Here is a 15,986-nt window from a genome sequence, read left to right on the forward strand (position 1 = left end):
ACCCCCCAGTTGTTGGCCGGTAAGCAGTGCTCGGGACGTGTGGCCGGCGCGGGACGCACCACGCCGTCCAGCCGGAATCGTGCGGGCCGGCTGACAACTGTCTGCCATGGCGAGGACTTGCCTTCGTGAGGCCTTCACGGCGGCGTTCGCCGGTCGACAGACCCATGGCATGCACTCCCTCTCTCAGGCGCATGCCTTGCTGCGCACGCGCCGGCGGCTGATCGCCGCGGCCAGATCAAGGGAAGGAGTCGTGCGCTTGCTGCCGGCGGCTCGGATCTCGGCACCAGGCTGCTCCAGAAGCCGTGCCTCGGCCGTACCGGGTCGGAAAAATGATTTGAGCTCGGGCGGCGGCGCCGACAGGATCGGGGGACACCGATGAGTTCTTCCCGGCGCCGCGGTCTGTCGGTGTGACCTGCTACGTGCGGAGGACACTCACATGACGGAAGGCGCCATGCTCGCACCACACGCAACACCCGCCCACTCCCCGGACCGTGTCACGGCCGTGCTGCGGATCCTCGTGCTGTCCACGTTCGTCGTCCTCCTCAACGAGACGATCATGGTCAACGCGATCCCGCGACTCATGCGCGAGTTCGAGGTCACCGCGGCGGCCGCGGGGTGGCTGTCCACGGCCTTCATGCTCACCATGGCCGTCGTCATCCCGGTGACCGGGTGGTTCCTCCAGCGCGTGACGACCCGGACCGCCTTCGGCCTGGCCATGGCGCTCTTCATCGCCGGCACGGCGCTGGCCGCGGCCGCGCCCGCCTTCCCCGTGCTCCTTGCCGCCCGAGTCGTCCAGGCCAGCGGTACCGCCGTCATGATGCCGCTGCTCATGACGACGCTGATGACCCTCGTGCCGCCGCACGACCGCGGCCGTGTCATGGGCAACATCACCCTTGTCATCTCCGTCGCACCCGCTCTCGGCCCTGCGGTCTCCGGTGTGCTGCTGCAGCTCGGAACGTGGCGCCTTCTGTTCCTGGCGGTACTCCCCATCGCCGCAGCCATGGCCCTGGTCGGTCAGCGGAAGCTGGTCAACATCGGCGAGCCGCAGGCAGGCCCGATCGACTGGCTGTCCGTCCCTCTGGCAGCAGCGGGCTTCGGCGCGCTGGTCTACGGTCTGAGCGGGCTCGGCGCCGGGGACGAAGCAGCGGCGGCCGTGCCCCCGGAGGCCACGACCCTGATCGGTGTCCTGCTGGTGGGCCTGTTCATATGGCGGCAGCTGGCACTGCAGCGCTCGTCCACGCCGCTGTTGGACCTGCGTGCCCTGACGTTCCGTCACTTCTCCGTGGCGCTCGGCCTGATGTGCCTGTCCTTCATGGCGCTCATGGGCGCGTTCATCCTGCTGCCGATCTATCTGCAGGAGGTGTGCGGCCTGACCTCACTGCAGACCGGGCTGCTCCTCATCCCCGGCGGTCTGACCATGGGGCTGCTCGGACCACAGGTCGGAAAGCTCTACGACCGGCTCGGCGCACCGCGGCTGGTCGTCCCCGGAGCCGTACTCACAGCGCTCTGCCTCGCGCTGTTCGCCCTCACGGGCGAAGAGACCTCGCCGTGGCTCGTGCTCGCCCTTCACGTGGCGCTGAGCGTCGGCATGGCGTTCGTCTTCACCCCCGTCTTCACCTCCGGCCTGACCGTACTTCCGCCGCACCTCTACCCCCACGGCTCCGCCATCCTGGGATCGCTCCAACAGGTCGCGGCCGCCGCCGGAACCGCCCTGGTCATCAGTGTCATGTCGGGACGTGCCGCCATGGCGGCGGCCGATGGCGCCGGCCCCACCGAGGCCCTGGCCACGGGCATCCGGTGGGGATTCGGTATCGGCGCCGTGCTCGGGGGGCTGACGGTGCTGGTCGCGCTGCTCGTCCGCACTCCGCCCGTTCCGCAGCAGCCCGTTGCGCCAGAAGTCCAGGGCGAAGACGACACCACGACGAACAAGGCCGCCCAGACGCCCATCTAGCGCTGTGACCACATGGGTCTGCCGGGTTGACGGTTGGGGTGAGAGGGTTCGCGGCTGGCGGCTACGGCAGGATGCCGCGATGATCTCCAGCTCACCCATACCAGCAGTCGTTCCCCCGGGCCGGATGGCCAAGATCGATCAGCCAGTGCTCGGCCTTCCGAGCGGCCTGGAGCTGCGTTCCTGGCCTCTCCCCGACGCCGACGTCAGGCCGAGCTGAGCGCGATCTGGGCCATCGCGTGACCGGGTGGCGAGGCACTGGGCTTGATCGGATGGGGCGACATCGGCCTCACCGGCGGAAGCGCCGAGATCGTCTACGGGATCCTGCCGGTTCTGGCGCCGGACTGTCAGTGCGTTCTGGGCGTGCTGGAACGGCAGCGATCCACGGGTCACGGACCCCTTCGGGCCAAGGAGATCGCGGTGGAGCCAGGCCTTGACGCGACGTCGGCGAAGGTGGAGGGGCTGCGGTCGAAAGCCCGGCGCCTGGCGGAACGCGGGTGGCTCCCAGGGCGGGTTTGTCCCGGCACCAGCCGACGAGGGAGCCGGTGCAGCCGCCGTCGGCTCACACGAGGGTGATGTCGCGGTGCGGACGGCGCAGCCGCATCAGCAGGCCCGCCGCGGCGTCCCGGTCGCCGATGTTCGCAGCGTGACCGCGACGGCCAGGAGCAGGCGGAGGGTGTCGGTCACGATGTGCCGCTTGCGGACCGCCATATTCTTTCCGCCGTCGTAGCCGCGTGAGGCGGCCGACACCGTCGCGGCGGCCCGCACCGACTGCGCGTCGGTGACCCCCGCACCGCGTCCGTCATGTCCGACGGATACCGGCGCACCCGGTCCGGATGGTCGGCCGCGCTGCCGTACACGTGCGCGAGGCAATCGCACGACACGGCGGGTGAGTTGAAGTCAACATGCTCGGGAACGTACAACAACGACAACAGGGCCTCCGGGAACCACCCGGAATGGGATCGCACCCCGAGCTACCTGGAGGCCCTGCTTTCACGCCTGGAAACCGCCGCAGTCACCCGATCGAGACTCCCGTTCGATCGACAGCCTTCGGGATCGATACGGGCAACAACCCACTTACGTGTCGGGATGCTCCGGCAGGGCGAGCCAGTCCGACCAGGAGATCTCGCGGCCGAGGAAGCGCGGCTGCTCGAAGGGCCAGTCGGCGGCGATCCACTGCGGCACCAGCGCGTCGAGGGCCTGCTCGACCTTGCTGCCCACCAGCTCGTCCACCACCCACCAGGAGATCTCGCCGTCCGCGCCGGCCCTTGCGGGTGGGTCGATGTAGACGCAGCCGAGCAGAGCTGTCTCCGCCGCGTCGAACAGCGCGTAGTTGAAGGACTGGTGTGCGGCGATCTCCTTCTCGTGCCGCAACAGGTCGGCCTGGTCGGCCTCGTAGGTCATGGTGGCCGCGGGCCAGCCCCAGGCCGGGCCGAAGATGGTCCACAGCCGCTCGCGCGAACCCATCACAGCCGGATAGTCGAGCGGGGTGTCCGCCTCCCGGATCGGCCGCAGGTGATGGCCACCGCCCGGCAGCGGTACCAGGACGGGGTGGACGAAGTCATCGGGAAGCCAGCTCATGGCGCCCGACCGTAGCAGCGCGCGGTTCCGGACCGACCCGCGGGTGAAGGGCTTGCCCAGCTTCGTGGGGCGGGCGGTTGCCGTCTGGGCGACGAAGTCTTCGTCGTCAGGAGTCAGCAGGCGGGGACGGTCTCCCGCCCGCTGAGGGTCCAGGCAGGCCAGCCCGATCTCGTCCTCAGACCACGGAGAGCAAGTCCACCACGAAGACGAGCGTGGAGCCCGCCGGGATCAACGGCGAAGGGGACTGGTTGCCGTAGCCGAGGCGCGGGGGCACGATGATCTCGCGCCGACCGCCGACCTTCATCCCCCTGACTCCCCGGTCCCAACCCTTGATGACCCTGCCGCCACCCACGGCGAACTTGAACGGCCGGCCCCGGCCCCAAGAGGCGTCGAACTCCTTGCCGGACTCGAAGGTGACCCCGACGTAGTGAACCTGGACAACCCTGCCCGGCTTCGCCTCGGGCCCGTCCCCGACGACGAGGTCCCGGATGGTCAGCTCGGGTGGAGCGTCGCCCTCCGGAAGGTCGATCTCGGGCTTCGTCGGTTCACTCATTCTCCGCCGCCTCATTTCCTCTCCGCCGGAAGCCCTCGCACGGACCAGCCGGGCGCATGGTGACTCCCATGCGGTCGATGATGACGGTACCGAGAACGCTGATCGACTGACGTGCGTCAAAGACCGGTGTCCGTCGTCGCAGGCCCGTCCGCCAGGCCCGGGGGGCCGTGTCCCACCACCGCGGACACCTCTGGGAAGGGACCATCTAAGATGACCGCGCGCTGATGGCGCATGCGGTCGACGTCATACGCGGTCGGTCCGGTCGTGCGGTCTTTCGTCCGTGGGTTGTCCGACCGGATGCGTCCGGTCAGCTGTTCTGCGGGGGAGAGTTTCGTTGTTCGGAATCATCAGGCCATGCCGTCATCGGCTGGGCGAAGGCTTGCGTACCGAGTGGATGGCGCACCTGTGCGGGCTGTGCCTGGCGTTGCGCGGAGAGTACGGGCAGTTCGCGAGGGCGGCCACCAACTACGACGGCCTGATCATCTCGGTGCTGACCGAAGCGCAGTCGGAGCGAACCGGCGACTGGCGGCGAGGGGCCGGTCCGTGCCCGCTGCGCGGGATGCGGTCGGCGGACGTGGCGCAGGGCGAGGGTGCGCGGCTGGCGGCGACGGTGTCGCTGGTGCTCGCCGCCGCGAAGATACGTGACCACGTGGCCGACGGCGACGGCCTGTTGGGACGCCGCCCGGTGGCGCTGGCGGCACGTCGGATCGCCCAGGGCTGGGACCGTGCGGGCGCCGCAGGCGGCGAGCGGCTCGGCTTCGACACCGCGGTGCTGCTCGGGGCGGTCGAGCGCCAGCCCCAGATCGAGCGGTCGACCGGCCGTGGTGGCTCGCTGCTCACGGTCACGGAGCCCACGGAGACGGCAACCGCCGCCGCTTTCGCGTACACCGCCGTACTCACGGACCGCCCGGAGAACGCGGAGCCGCTGGCGGAAGCCGGCCGCCTGTTCGGTCGCCTGGCGCATCTGCTGGACGCGGTGGAGGACCTGGACGCGGACGAGGCGTCGGGCGCGTGGAACCCGATCGCGGTGACCGGAGCGGACCGCGCTGAGGTGCGCAGGCTCTGCGACGACGCCGTTCACGGAATCCGGCTTTCCCTGTCCGACGCCGTGTTCGTCGACGGTCGGCTGGTACGGGCGCTTCTGGGCGGCGAGTTGGAGCGTGCCGTCGATCGGGTCTTCGACCCTCGGCATCGTCACCATCGGCACACCCGCCAGGCGCGGGGCCTGCGCATACTGCCCTGGCTGGGTCGCCGTACGGGGACGGAAGAGCCCTCGGAGACCGGTACGGGCACGGCGTGCGGCGTCGGCGTGCTTGCGGCGGCGGCCCCGGAGGGTGTGCCGACGGGATCAGGTCGGCCGCCGGAGGGGCAGTGTCGGCGGTGTCGCGAGCTGCGCCGACTGTGCGGCGACTGCCGGCTGTGCCGCAGCTGCTGCCGCTGCGACGACGACGCGGACCCGGGTGACGGAGAGCCCTGGCAGTTCGGTGAGGGCAACCGCAGCGGCGGCTCCAACCGGGATGCTTCCGGCAGGGACGGTTCCGGGGGTGACGGCTGGTTCGGCGGGCGGGGCGGCGGGAACTCGGGTGGCTCCTCCGGCGGTTCGGGCGAAGGCCACGCGTCCGGTGGCTCCGGCGGTGGCTCGGGTGACGGCTGTGGCGGGGGTTGCTGCAACCCGTGCAAGTGCTGCTGCGACTGCTGCGACTGAGCAACGGATGAGCCATACGGAGAATCGGCCCACCAGGGGTTCCTGGTGGGCCGCTTCGTTCGTGGGGTGCGCTCAGCGGCGGCGCCGTCGATGGATTCCTCGCGGCCTGCCGGCCTGTCCCTGCGCAGGGCGTGAAGAACAGGTGAAGGCGACGGTCCGACCTGACGGAGTCCAGGGGTGCGCACCCGTGTCCATGCCGCCGTTCGCGTCAAAATCAGGCTGATTCCATTCGAAAACCCTCGTACGGCACGGGTGTTGCGGAGCGCTGCCCACTTGGGCGTATTACTCTTCCTTGACTCGCACTTGGGCTTGCTTTGGTGAAGCCTGGTGATGGCTCAACCGGAGGGGAGGAGCGCCCAGATGTCGTCCGTCCGCGTGTCCTCGGCCCTGCGCGCGGGCCTCCTCTTCGTCCTCGCCCTCGTCTGCGCCGGTCTCCCACTCACCCCCGTCGGATCCACGACACATCTTCCACGGCCCTGCGCCCAGCATGTCGCGCCGGCCGCGGCGTTCGAGTCCGCACACGCAGGAGGCGGCGAGGCCGACATCCCCGGCGGCTCCGTCCTCCACCGTGACCGGCGGCGGCCCGTGACCGCGACCGCGGGCCTTCCCGGCCCACCGCTGGTCAGTCGCGACGTCGCCCCGCTCGCGGATTCGCCGACCGGCCGGCCCGGTGGCACGGAAACCCGGCCGAGACCGCACGACCGCCACGACTCCTCCGCCCTGCAGGTGTTCCGCTGCTGACAGGCGGTGCCGACCAGCGCCGACCTGTCAGCCCGACGTGCCCCCACGGCGCGCCAGGAGGAATCATTCATGCAGCCCCTCATCGACAACGCCCGCCGATTCGGACAGCGCCCTGAGGAGTTCGCCGCGCATGCCGCGGGCCAGTCCCCGGCCGTCCTGTTCATCACCTGTTCCGACTCCAGGGTCGTACCCGCCCTGATCACCGGCGCCCGGCCCGGCCAGCTCTTCGAACTGCGCACAGCGGGCGGCATCGTGCCCCCGTACGGCACGGGCAACCCCAGCGGGGAGGCCGCCACCATCGAGTACGCCGTCGAGGTCCTCGGCGTCGAGGACGTCGTCGTCTGCGGCCACTCGCATTGCGGCGCGGTGGGCTCCCTCGTCCGTGGCGACGACCTGAGCGCGGTCCCTGCCGTACGGGACTGGCTCGCCCACGCCGCCCCCGACGGTGCCCCGGGGCGCGCCGACGACCCGGCCGTCACCGACGCCGTCCACGGCCACGTCCTCGCCCAACTGCTCCGTCTGCGTTCCTATCCGTGCGTGGAACGACGGCTGTCGGACGGCCGGCTCCGCCTGCGCGGCTGGTACTACGAGGTGCACACCGGTGCCGTCCTGGAGTACCGCGCCGGGACCGACGCCTTCGAGGCACTGTGAGGAAGGACGTCCGGATGCCGCGCTCCTTCCCCTTCCTGCGGCAGGACGTCGCCGCCTCGCTCGTCGTCTTCCTCGTCGCCCTCCCACTCTGCCTCGGCGTCGCCGTCGCCTCGGGCGTCCCCGCCGAACTGGGCCTCATCACCGGCATCGTCGGCGGTGTCGTCACCGGCCTGATGCGGGGCAGCAGCCTCCAGGTCTCCGGTCCGGCCGCCGGCCTCACGGTCCTCGTCCTCGAAGCGGTCCGCGCCTTCGGCCTGGCCGCGCTCGGAGTCATCGTGCTGGCGGCCGGTCTGCTGCAGATCGCCATGGGCCTCCTCCGGTGGGGCCGGTGGTTCCGTGCGATCTCCCTCTCCGTCGTGGAGGGCATGCTCGCGGGCATCGGTCTGGTCATCATCGCAGGGCAGCTCTACGCCGCGGCGGGCATTCCCGCCCCGGACTCCGGTCTCGACAAGCTCGCCGGCCTGCCGGGCGCCCTGGTCGAGGCACTGGGCAGCCGCACGGCCCTCGTGTCGCTCGCGGTCGGCGCCGGTACGCTCCTCCTCGTCGTCGGCTGGCGACGGATGCCGCGCCGGGCCCGGGCGGTTCCCGGCGCCCTGGTGGCGGTGCTGATGGCGGCCCTCGCCACCGCCGTGCTCGGGCTTCCGGTGGAGACCGTGCGGGTCAGCGGCGTGCTCGAGGCCGTCCACCTGCCGGGCTCGGAAGCCCTCTCCTCCCTCGCCGACCCGGCCCTCCTCGGCACGGTCCTCGCGTTCGCCCTGATCGCCTCCGCCGAATCGCTGTTCAGCGCGGCGGCGGTCGACCGGCTCCACTCGGGGCCGCGCACGGACTACGACAAGGAACTCGTCGCACAGGGCGCGGGCAACACACTCTGCGGTCTGCTCGGCGCCCTGCCGCTCACCGCGGTCATCGTGCGCAGCTCGGCCAACGTCGAGGCCGGCGCCCGGACGAAGGCATCCCGGATCCTGCACGGTGTCTGGCTGCTGCTCTTCGTCGCCCTCCTGCCCGCCGTCCTCGCGTACATCCCGCTGGCCGCGCTGGCCGGGATCCTCGTGCACGCCGGCTGGAAGCTCATCCCCTTCAAGGGCGTTCTGATGCTGTGGCGACGTCACCGGGGCGAAGCCCTCGTCCTCGTGGCGACGGCGACGGCGATCGTCTCCGTGGGCATGTTCGAAGGTGTCCTGATCGGCCTTGTGCTGTCGGTCGGGAAGGCGGCGTGGGAGGCCTCCCAGCTGCGGATCGAACAGACCGACGACGGACGCGACGTGGTCCGCGTCAGGCTCCAGGGGACGGTCACCTTCCTGCGGCTGCCCCAGATACTCGACAGTCTGGAAGCCCTGCCACGCGACCGGCGGGTGGTTTTGGACCTCTCCGGAGTCCACCACCTCGACCACGCCTGCCGGGCCGCGCTGGAGACATGGGCAGAACGGCACAGCGGCGCCGACGCCGAGGCCGTCCGCGCGGCCACGGCCCCGAACCGCCGCGAGGGCGCGGCCGCGGCCTCGGTGGGCCCCCCGCGCTGACGCCGGAGGACCGACGGGGGCTGCGCGCGCCGCGCCGCCCCCGTCGGTGGGTGACCGGGCGGTCGCCGATGAGACGTCGAGGCACAGGTGGAGTGCGGCGCGCCCGGGTCCCTCTCCAGGCGCCCGGTGTCCTGGCAGAGGGCGCGCAGGTGTGCCAGGACCAGGTCATGCGGCGGGCCGGCCAGGAGATCGCCACGAACCTGCTCAGCAGCGCGAGCATCATGGCGTGCCACCTTGCCGAAACCTTCCGCAGGCTCGGGGACACGTCCCGTCGGTGACTTCCCGCTGTGCTGAGCCGTGATCCGTTCCGACGGCTCGGGTCGTTGTCGTCGGCACGAACAACGTCCGCTTCCGCCAGGGGACTTCACCGCTCTAGAAGAACCCGAGCTTCTTCGGTGAGTAGCTCACCAGCAGGTTCTTCGTCTTCTGGTGGTACAGCAGTTGCAACCCGCGCTGACCAGGTAAAACGGCAGCCAGCAGGGCCCCTTGGAGAGGGCTGGTCCGGGAATGGTCCGGATCTTGGTCGGACCGGAGCTCGCTCCCCTCGCCACGTCCGGGCTCCGGCGACCTCGTGTCCCGCCGCCCGCAGGTGGCGCACGATCCTCCGGTCCCGGGTGCGGCTCGCACCTGCCAGCAGCTCCTTCATTTACGGGGCACGTTCGCCCGACGCGTGCGGACCGAACGGGGCGTCGAGTGGCCGCCCACCGGCCTGCTAACCGCGTCCCGGACCGCCGCAGACGGGAGCGAATCCAGTGGCCGACGAGCTGATGACCAGGGTGAGTCCCAGAACGGGGATGAGGGAGGCCAGGGCGATCGGTCCTCGACACGGGGTTCAGGCCCGAGCGCACCACGGGTTCTGGCCGACCGGGGCACGCGACCCGGCAGCGGTCGGGCCAGGGAGGAGTTTCTCCTGCTGCTCACCGAGGCTGCCGAGGCGTGCCACGGGCGGGGCCTCCGGGAACCCGCCGAGTCCTCACAGATCCACGAAGGCGCGTTCGCCGGGGGCGACCAGCCGGGACAGGAACATGCCGATGCCCGCCGAGCCGGTCGCGTAGTCGTGGGCGATTCGGTTCAGCCAACGGCCAGGGAACGCGATCTGGCCCTCCTCCTCGACCCGGAACCACAGGACGGTCCTGGCGACGGCGTAGGCCCTGTCCCGGTACTCCTCATCGCCGGTGCAGCGGTACATGTCCAGCATGAACTCGCCGATCCCCGCCAGGCCTTCGAACAGACCGGGCGCATAGGAGTACGTGACGAAGGTGTCGTCCGCCACCCGCCGGGCGAGCTCGCCGTACCGCTCGTCGCCGAGCAGCCGGTGGAACCGGACCAGCACACTGCCGACCCCCGCGCCTCCGTGGATCCAGTACGGGTACACCACGGGGTCGCCCTCGACCCGCTGCCACTGCAGGCCGAGGCCGCTCTCGGTCGCACGGCCCAGGTCGAACTCCAGACCCCGTACGGCGTACGAACGGAAGCGCTCTTCGCCGGTCGCCAGGTGCAGGTGGAGGAGGAAGAGGGCGATGCCGCTCGCCCCGTAGCCGTACCCGTAATGGACGAGACCGTCGAGAGAGGACCGCCACGAGCAGGTGTCGCCCTCGTGCTTGGCCGTTCTGAGGAGGTGCTCGCCCGCCTGCACGGCACGGTCGAGATGGAGCTGCCGCCCGGTCCGCGCGTGGAAGCGCAGCGAGGCGAGTCCCCATCCGGCGACGCCGAGGAACACACCCGGATCGTCGTACAGCAGGGAAGAGGAGCGCATCAGGGTCATCACGGCCTCGCCCCGCTCCTCCCAGCCCAGGTCGTGGAAGGCCCATGCGATGCCGGCCAAGCCGACGTACAACCCTGGCGGATAGGTGTCGTTGTCCAGCGGCCGCCCCTGTATCCAGGCGGCCACTTCGGTCGGCAGCCCGGCCGCCGGCGCCGCCCGGCCGCGCATCCTCGAACCGAGCAGTAGCGCAGGCCCGCAGGCGCCGTAGGCCACGCTCAGGGGGTTGGTCGCGAAGACCGTGTAGTCGGCGGGCCAGAGGCGGTCGGTGCGCCGCTCGTCGAAGGTACGGAGCAGCAGGCCGGCGATCCCGTCGACGGTGCGCCGGACCTCCGCGTCAGGACGGGCCGGGACTCCGTCCCCGGACCTGCTCCTTTCGGTCACCAGGGGCGTCATGGCGTCATCCGTCCTTCCAGTAGGCCAGGACTCTCTTCGCCTCGTCGACCCGGGCGGCGGCCAGGCACGACACGACGGACCTCACCTGCGTGGGAACGCCGAGGGCGACGAGCTCGTCGAGGAAGAGGTCCTTCGCCGCGGGGTTGAGGCCGAAGAACGCGGTGGCGGGCACGACGGTGCTGTAGAGCAGCATGGCCGCGGCGTACCAGTCGTCGCAGGGGAGGAGCCGGCTGCGCGAGGAGCGGTCCGGGTGAAGGAAGCCGGGCGTGCCCCAGCGGGTCCCGTAGGACAGCATCGCCGCCTCGTCGTCCTCGTGGACAGCGCTCTCGAAGTCGATGAACCGCATCCGAAGCGTGTCGGCGTCGATCAGGACGTTGTTCGGCGAGAGGTCGCCGAGGACCACACCGCGGGCGTGCACCTCTTCGATCATGGGGACCAGGCGGCCGGCGACCTCCCGGAACAGGGGGACGAACCGGTCCACCCTTCCCTCCCGTCGGATGTACGGGGCGAGGATGACCTCGTCGCGCGCCCAGAAGTCGTGGAACGCGACACCCTCCAGCCGTTCCTCCACCAGGAACGTGTGCTCCCATTCCTGGAACAGGTCCACCGCCCGAGGGACGGAGTCCAAACCCTCCAGTCGGCGCAGTACCTCGTACTCGTGGCGCAGCATGTCGACTGCGTCGAGCGTGCGGTCTCCGCTCGTCCAGCAGTTGGTGAGCCGCCGGGCCTCCTTCACGACGACCGGATCCCCGGTGAGCCGGTCGGTGCCGTGATAGACGCCGCCGACGTTGGAGAAGGCGAGGGCGCCCTCGACGAGATAGCGGTCGTGGAGGAGTGTGCCGTCGGACTCCGCGCCGGACCGCGCCGCGGCCTCGGACGCCGGTCGCTCCGCCGGCTCCTCGGCGAAGGGGTCGCGGACCCAGGGCGGCAGCCGGAAGAGGGGCAGCCGTTCGTCGGCCACGTACGAGCCGTCAGGCGCCACCAGAAACGTGCTCTGCGTGCCGTCGATGTTGAGTCGCCGTGGCGGCCGGAAGCCACCGTAACGATAGAACAGCACCCTGCTGTCCCGATAGCGCCGGTCGGAGAGGATGTACGGCCCCTCGACAGCTTCGTCGGCCGTGCACTGGTACAGGGTCTCGATCAGCTCGGCGAAGACGTGCTCGTCGGGCGGGTACAGCGTCATGAACTTGCCGGAGAAACCACGTTGCTGTGTCTTCGAGTTGAGTACGGCCAGCATCACCGGGTCGGCGGCGGCCTTGAATTCGACGCGGTACGACACGCACACAGGGACCACGAGTTCGAACAGGCGGACGGCGTGCACGGGGGCGGAGGAGACATGGATCTTGAAGCCCTGGGTGGGCGGCGGAGCCGACCGCCCCGTGGATCCCGGCGCCCTCCGCGCGTGCAGCCAGACGTCCCCGCGCTCCAGAACCCAGGCGTCCGGCAGCAGCCGGCGCAGCGCGTCGCGGTACTCAGGGGTGATGGCCCTGCGGGACAGCGGCTCGTAATGCCGGGGATCGGCGAGGCCGAAGAGGTGGTGGGCAGCCAGGGCCGCCTGGCGGTCCACGGGCGCTCATCCGCCGGGGCCCCGCGAGGGGCCCCGGCGGGCTCGTGATCCTTCCGCGGTCACATCTGCACCGTTCCGCCGCCGCCACCGCCGCATGCCACGCTGTACGTGCTGCAGCCGATCGACTGGGTGCTGTGGAAACCGGCGACGGCGGGGGTGGCAGCACCCCCTTCGGGCTGCATCCCCTGCAGCCCCAGCACACGGTCGACGTCGGCGGAGGCCCGTTCAAGGCTCGCCTTGACCTCGTTCAGCGAGGCGGACCTCGCTTTGCCCTGCTTGGCCATGAGTTCCTCCTGTCTCCTGGCGGACGTGCTGCCAGGAAACGGCCGGCCATCGTGCGCTGCCAGCCCGCAAGGACTCCACCAGCCTTTCCTGACGGCTTCTCCACGGGGTCCGACCTGCGAGGACTCCGCTGTGCGGCCCTCCAGCGGACCTGGTCCGAACGGGTTATCGGCCTGAGCTCTTCGCCGGTCGAGGGAGACCCGACGCGCCTGCCCCGGACCCAGCCGTTCAGCCAGACGCACCGCGCCCTGGGACGCTCCTCGCGCCGTCGACCGGAACTGTGCGGCCAGGGGACCGGTGAAGACACGGGAGACCGCGTCGGCCGGCCAGGCCGTCGGTGGGACGATGCCGTGGGTACGGGTGGTGGTCAGGTCGTGTGTGGAGCCGGGCAGTGCGGGCGAGGCCCACGGCAGGTGACCGAACCTGCGCACCGCCGCCGGCGCCCGCACCGTCCACCACCGCGCCGGCGACGCCTACCTGCCGCGCAGCGACACCACCGCGCACCGCGGCACGCCGCTTCGCCAGCCGGGGCTGCGGCGCACCGTGCTGAACTTCGCGTGCACCACCCCAGCCGCCCGCCCGCATCGCACCGATTCGGCTGCCGAGCCCTATACCTGACGCCGCGACGGGCCGGGGGGGCGAGCACAAGGGCCGGTGCGGCCGGACGACCGGGGCAGACGGTCGCGGGCTGCGTCCCGGCCGTGTGCCGGGTACGCACGGGCAGGGCGGGTGTCGCCCGGTGACCGTCTGCTGAGCGGGGTCCGCCGCTTCTCTCGTTGCCCCGCATCCACCGTTACAAGGCCTCAGGCGGGTGCGACAGCGGGCAATCCCTCCCGTGACCATGAGGAGCTCGGCTTCCGAGGTCGGCAAGAGTGGCGGACGCGTGCGTTTGGGCGCCGTTGGCGGTCGCAGGGCGAACTGACCATGCGTTCGGCAGAGCGGGACCTGGTACGCATCGGCCGACGATGTGCAGCCCGGGCCGCGTGCCCCACACGATCGACCGGCCCGCTGTCGGCGGGCCGGTCTTGGATCTCGCGGTCGCGTCCTACGGTCAAGCAGCCGCTGAGCACCTCACGGAGCGGCCGACCGAAGTAGCTCAGAAGAACCCGAGCTTCTTCGGGGAGTAGCTCACCAGGAGGTTCTTCGTCTACTGGGGGTGCACGCGTCGCGTGACCGCTGATCTGCGGAAACGGCCGCGATTCGGCCAAGCCGCAGGCGGCTGGTCCGCGAATGGCCCGGATCTTGGTTTGCAGGGCGCCTTCCGCTATCCAACATGCCGAGATGGAGAATGCCGCCAGGGCTTGGACGGCAGAGCGGGCAGTGGGCGGCGCGCGTCGGCCGCCACCGGGGCGGCGGCACGCGAACCGGACCGCCGACTTTCGGTGATCCGGCTCTCGCCCGGTCAGGGGGCGGCGACGAAAGTGATGCGGCCCGGCGCCGGGGAGCGGCGAGGGCGCTCGTCGAGGTGGTGGCCTCGAGGCGGTCGACCAGGGCGCCTCCGGGTCTGTGACCTCGCCACCTTCGCGCGTGGTGATGTCGCCGAAGACGGTGAAGCCATTGCCGCCGTTCGCGAGGAACTCGTTCACGATTACCCTGCCCACGATGGCGCGTAGGGCTCTGGTCGGCCGCCCTCTGCAACCGTGCGTCGAGCTGCCGCGTCCAGAGGGCATGAGCGAAAACGCCCCAGGGCGGACTGGTATAAAGCCGAAGGGCGAGCGCCGGGCCAGGTACTTCCTCGCCAGCCTCGGTGCAGCGATCGGGCTGGCTGTCTGGGCACCAAGGGCCGCGTTGAGTATCGACGGGGGATTCGAGGGCCACGCCCGCGATCTGAGCGTGGTCTTCGTCGACCTGCCACTTATCCTGCTCGGCGCGCTGGTGCCGTTCTCCTCCTGGGCCTTGGCCATCGGGCGGGTGCCCCCTTGGGCTGCGGGAGTCGCGGCCTTGGCCGTGCTCGCGCTCTGGGTGTGGGGTCTTACCGAGTGGTGGACCCCCCGTCAGCATCCAGACCCCGGCTACGACATACCCGGGATGTGACAGCGTCCACGTGTCGCCACACCAGCGTCCCGCAGGGCGAGCGCTGCCCGATACGGCACTAGACGGCACCAAGACCGTCGTGGCGAGTCCCGGGTACGCGCAGCACATCGCGTGAGCGACACCGAAGGCGTCATTTGGGCGGGCGACCTGGCTTACCGACGGCCTGCCGCTCACTGGACTTCCCCCAGGCCGTTGCAAGCCGGACTGAGTGGGGCGAAGAGCGACAGCGGCTGTTTCAAGGCTGTGGCGGATATTTCGGGGCGGTCAGTTCTCAACATCCCGTGTAGCCCTCGATGTCCGTTCCTCACCATGGTGTTCGTGGGGGACGAACAGCGGTTCCGGGACTTGGTATGGCCTGACGTCGGGGGGTCATCGTGGACGGCCTGGATGTGTTCGAGGGCGCCGTCGCGATTGATGTGTGTGCGGGCAGCGGGCGGTGACGTGTCCGGCGTGCGGCATGGCCGCCTCGCGGGTGCACAGCACGTACAGACGGCGGTTGGCTGACCGCCCGGTCGGGTGCCGGAGGGTAGTTCTCCGGCTGACGGTCCGCCGGCTCTTCTGTGACAACGCCGCCTGCAAGCGCCGGACCGTCACGGAGCAGGTGGAACACTTGACGACGCCGTACCAGCGGCGGACCGTGGCCGTGGCCCGGATCGTGCAGGCGATCGGGCTGGCTGTCGGCGGCCGGGCAGGCGCCCGGCTCGCCGGCTACCCTGCCACGGCGGGCGAGCCGGGACGTGATCGTGCAGGAAGTCCGCCGGCTGCCGGACCCGCCATCCGGGCAGGTCACCGTCCTGGGGATCGACGAGTTCACGTTCCGCAAGAGCGCCACCTACGGCACCTTGCTCATCGACGTCGCAACGCGGCGGCCGATCGATCTGCTGCCCGACCGCACTGCGGACACGGTGGCCGCCTGGCTCGCCGATCGCCCAGGCATCAAGGTGATCTGCCGGGGCCGGTGCAGCACGTTCAGCCAGGCCGCTGCCCGCGCGGCACCGATGCGATCGAGGTTGCAGATCGCTGGCGACGAAACTGTCTCGTCAGCCGCCGCACCGCCGAGCACCGTCACCCCTTGTGTGCTACTACGCCGAGAAGCCCTACAAACTGCACTACGCCTGCGTGACATGCCGCATCGCGTTCAAGCAGCACCCGGGCCTAGTGTTCTGAGTCTGGAATTCTGTTTAGATGTAGGCTTTCGGTATGGCGATGGGGCGGCCGAAGGCCGAGTTGGTGCTGACCGATGAGG

Annotated in this window: 13 protein-coding genes and 2 pseudogenes; 8 read left to right on the forward strand and 7 right to left on the reverse strand. The window is 70.6% G+C overall.

Annotated features, from left to right (window positions below; translation table 11 throughout):
• Nucleotides 1-436: 436 nt before the first annotated feature.
• Nucleotides 437-1,951, forward strand: a complete 1,515-nt coding sequence (locus ACFUJR_RS30270; RefSeq protein ID WP_383171688.1) for a DHA2 family efflux MFS transporter permease subunit — start codon at nucleotides 437-439, stop codon at nucleotides 1,949-1,951.
• 600 nt (nucleotides 1,952-2,551) lie between these two features.
• On the opposite strand, the gene ACFUJR_RS30275 is transcribed toward ACFUJR_RS30270, so the two are convergent.
• The 4 genes and pseudogenes from ACFUJR_RS30275 to ACFUJR_RS30290 all read right to left on the reverse strand — a co-directional run bounded on the left by ACFUJR_RS30275 (nucleotide 2,552) and on the right by ACFUJR_RS30290 (nucleotide 4,082).
• Entirely contained in the window at nucleotides 2,552-2,827 is a 276-nt protein-coding gene (locus ACFUJR_RS30275) for a transposase (protein ID WP_383171690.1), read from the reverse strand.
• A 198-nt stretch (nucleotides 2,828-3,025) separates the two neighbouring features.
• Nucleotides 3,026-3,529, reverse strand: a complete 504-nt coding sequence (locus ACFUJR_RS30280; RefSeq protein ID WP_030219378.1) for a hypothetical protein — start codon at nucleotides 3,527-3,529, stop codon at nucleotides 3,026-3,028.
• 18 nt (nucleotides 3,530-3,547) lie between these two features.
• Nucleotides 3,548-3,703 (reverse strand): annotated as a pseudogene (locus ACFUJR_RS30285) (IS630 family transposase); the annotation flags it as partial.
• 1 nt (nucleotide 3,704) lies between these two features.
• A complete protein-coding gene (locus ACFUJR_RS30290; protein WP_383171693.1) occupies nucleotides 3,705-4,082 on the reverse strand; it encodes an FKBP-type peptidyl-prolyl cis-trans isomerase in 378 nt (125 codons plus the stop codon).
• A 379-nt stretch (nucleotides 4,083-4,461) separates the two neighbouring features.
• Here ACFUJR_RS30290 and ACFUJR_RS30295 point away from each other — a divergent pair, with 379 nt between their 5' ends.
• From ACFUJR_RS30295 to ACFUJR_RS30310, 4 genes are all read left to right on the forward strand, one after another.
• Nucleotides 4,462-5,787 (forward strand): DUF5685 family protein, encoded by a 1,326-nt coding sequence (locus ACFUJR_RS30295; protein ID WP_383171695.1) that lies wholly within the window; start codon nucleotides 4,462-4,464, stop codon nucleotides 5,785-5,787.
• 360 nt (nucleotides 5,788-6,147) lie between these two features.
• Nucleotides 6,148-6,528 (forward strand): hypothetical protein, encoded by a 381-nt coding sequence (locus ACFUJR_RS30300; protein WP_383171697.1) that lies wholly within the window; start codon nucleotides 6,148-6,150, stop codon nucleotides 6,526-6,528.
• Nucleotides 6,529-6,597: 69 nt separating this feature from the next.
• Nucleotides 6,598-7,179: a carbonic anhydrase gene (locus ACFUJR_RS30305; protein ID WP_383171699.1), complete on the forward strand. Its 582-nt coding sequence runs from the start codon at nucleotides 6,598-6,600 to the stop codon at nucleotides 7,177-7,179.
• 14 nt (nucleotides 7,180-7,193) lie between these two features.
• Nucleotides 7,194-8,699, forward strand: coding sequence for a SulP family inorganic anion transporter (locus ACFUJR_RS30310; RefSeq protein WP_383171701.1), 1,506 nt, complete (start codon nucleotides 7,194-7,196; stop codon nucleotides 8,697-8,699).
• A 973-nt stretch (nucleotides 8,700-9,672) separates the two neighbouring features.
• Here ACFUJR_RS30310 and ACFUJR_RS30315 read toward each other — a convergent pair.
• The 3 genes from ACFUJR_RS30315 to ACFUJR_RS30325 are packed head-to-tail and all read right to left on the reverse strand — an operon-like array spanning nucleotide 9,673 to nucleotide 12,708.
• Nucleotides 9,673-10,857, reverse strand: coding sequence for a lanthionine synthetase C family protein (locus ACFUJR_RS30315; protein WP_383171703.1), 1,185 nt, complete (start codon nucleotides 10,855-10,857; stop codon nucleotides 9,673-9,675).
• Nucleotides 10,858-10,861: 4 nt separating this feature from the next.
• A complete protein-coding gene (locus ACFUJR_RS30320) occupies nucleotides 10,862-12,424 on the reverse strand; it encodes a hypothetical protein (protein WP_383171705.1) in 1,563 nt (520 codons plus the stop codon).
• Between the two features lie 59 nt (nucleotides 12,425-12,483).
• Nucleotides 12,484-12,708 carry a hypothetical protein gene (locus tag ACFUJR_RS30325; RefSeq protein WP_030218450.1) on the reverse strand — a complete coding sequence of 75 codons (225 nt, stop codon included), beginning with the start codon at nucleotides 12,706-12,708 and terminating at the stop codon, nucleotides 12,484-12,486.
• Nucleotides 12,709-14,494: 1,786 nt separating this feature from the next.
• Here ACFUJR_RS30325 and ACFUJR_RS30330 point away from each other — a divergent pair.
• From ACFUJR_RS30330 to ACFUJR_RS30340, 3 genes and pseudogenes are all read left to right on the forward strand, one after another.
• Entirely contained in the window at nucleotides 14,495-14,740 is a 246-nt protein-coding gene (locus ACFUJR_RS30330; protein WP_383171707.1) for a hypothetical protein, read from the forward strand.
• Between the two features lie 436 nt (nucleotides 14,741-15,176).
• Nucleotides 15,177-15,296: pseudogene (locus ACFUJR_RS30335) on the forward strand (transposase family protein); the annotation flags it as partial.
• A 181-nt stretch (nucleotides 15,297-15,477) separates the two neighbouring features.
• Nucleotides 15,478-15,984 (forward strand): transposase, encoded by a 507-nt coding sequence (locus ACFUJR_RS30340; RefSeq protein WP_383171709.1) that lies wholly within the window; start codon nucleotides 15,478-15,480, stop codon nucleotides 15,982-15,984.
• Nucleotides 15,985-15,986 lie beyond the last annotated feature (2 nt).

Source organism: Streptomyces sp. NPDC057271 (assembly GCF_042668715.1).
GTDB lineage: Bacteria > Actinomycetota > Actinomycetes > Streptomycetales > Streptomycetaceae > Streptomyces.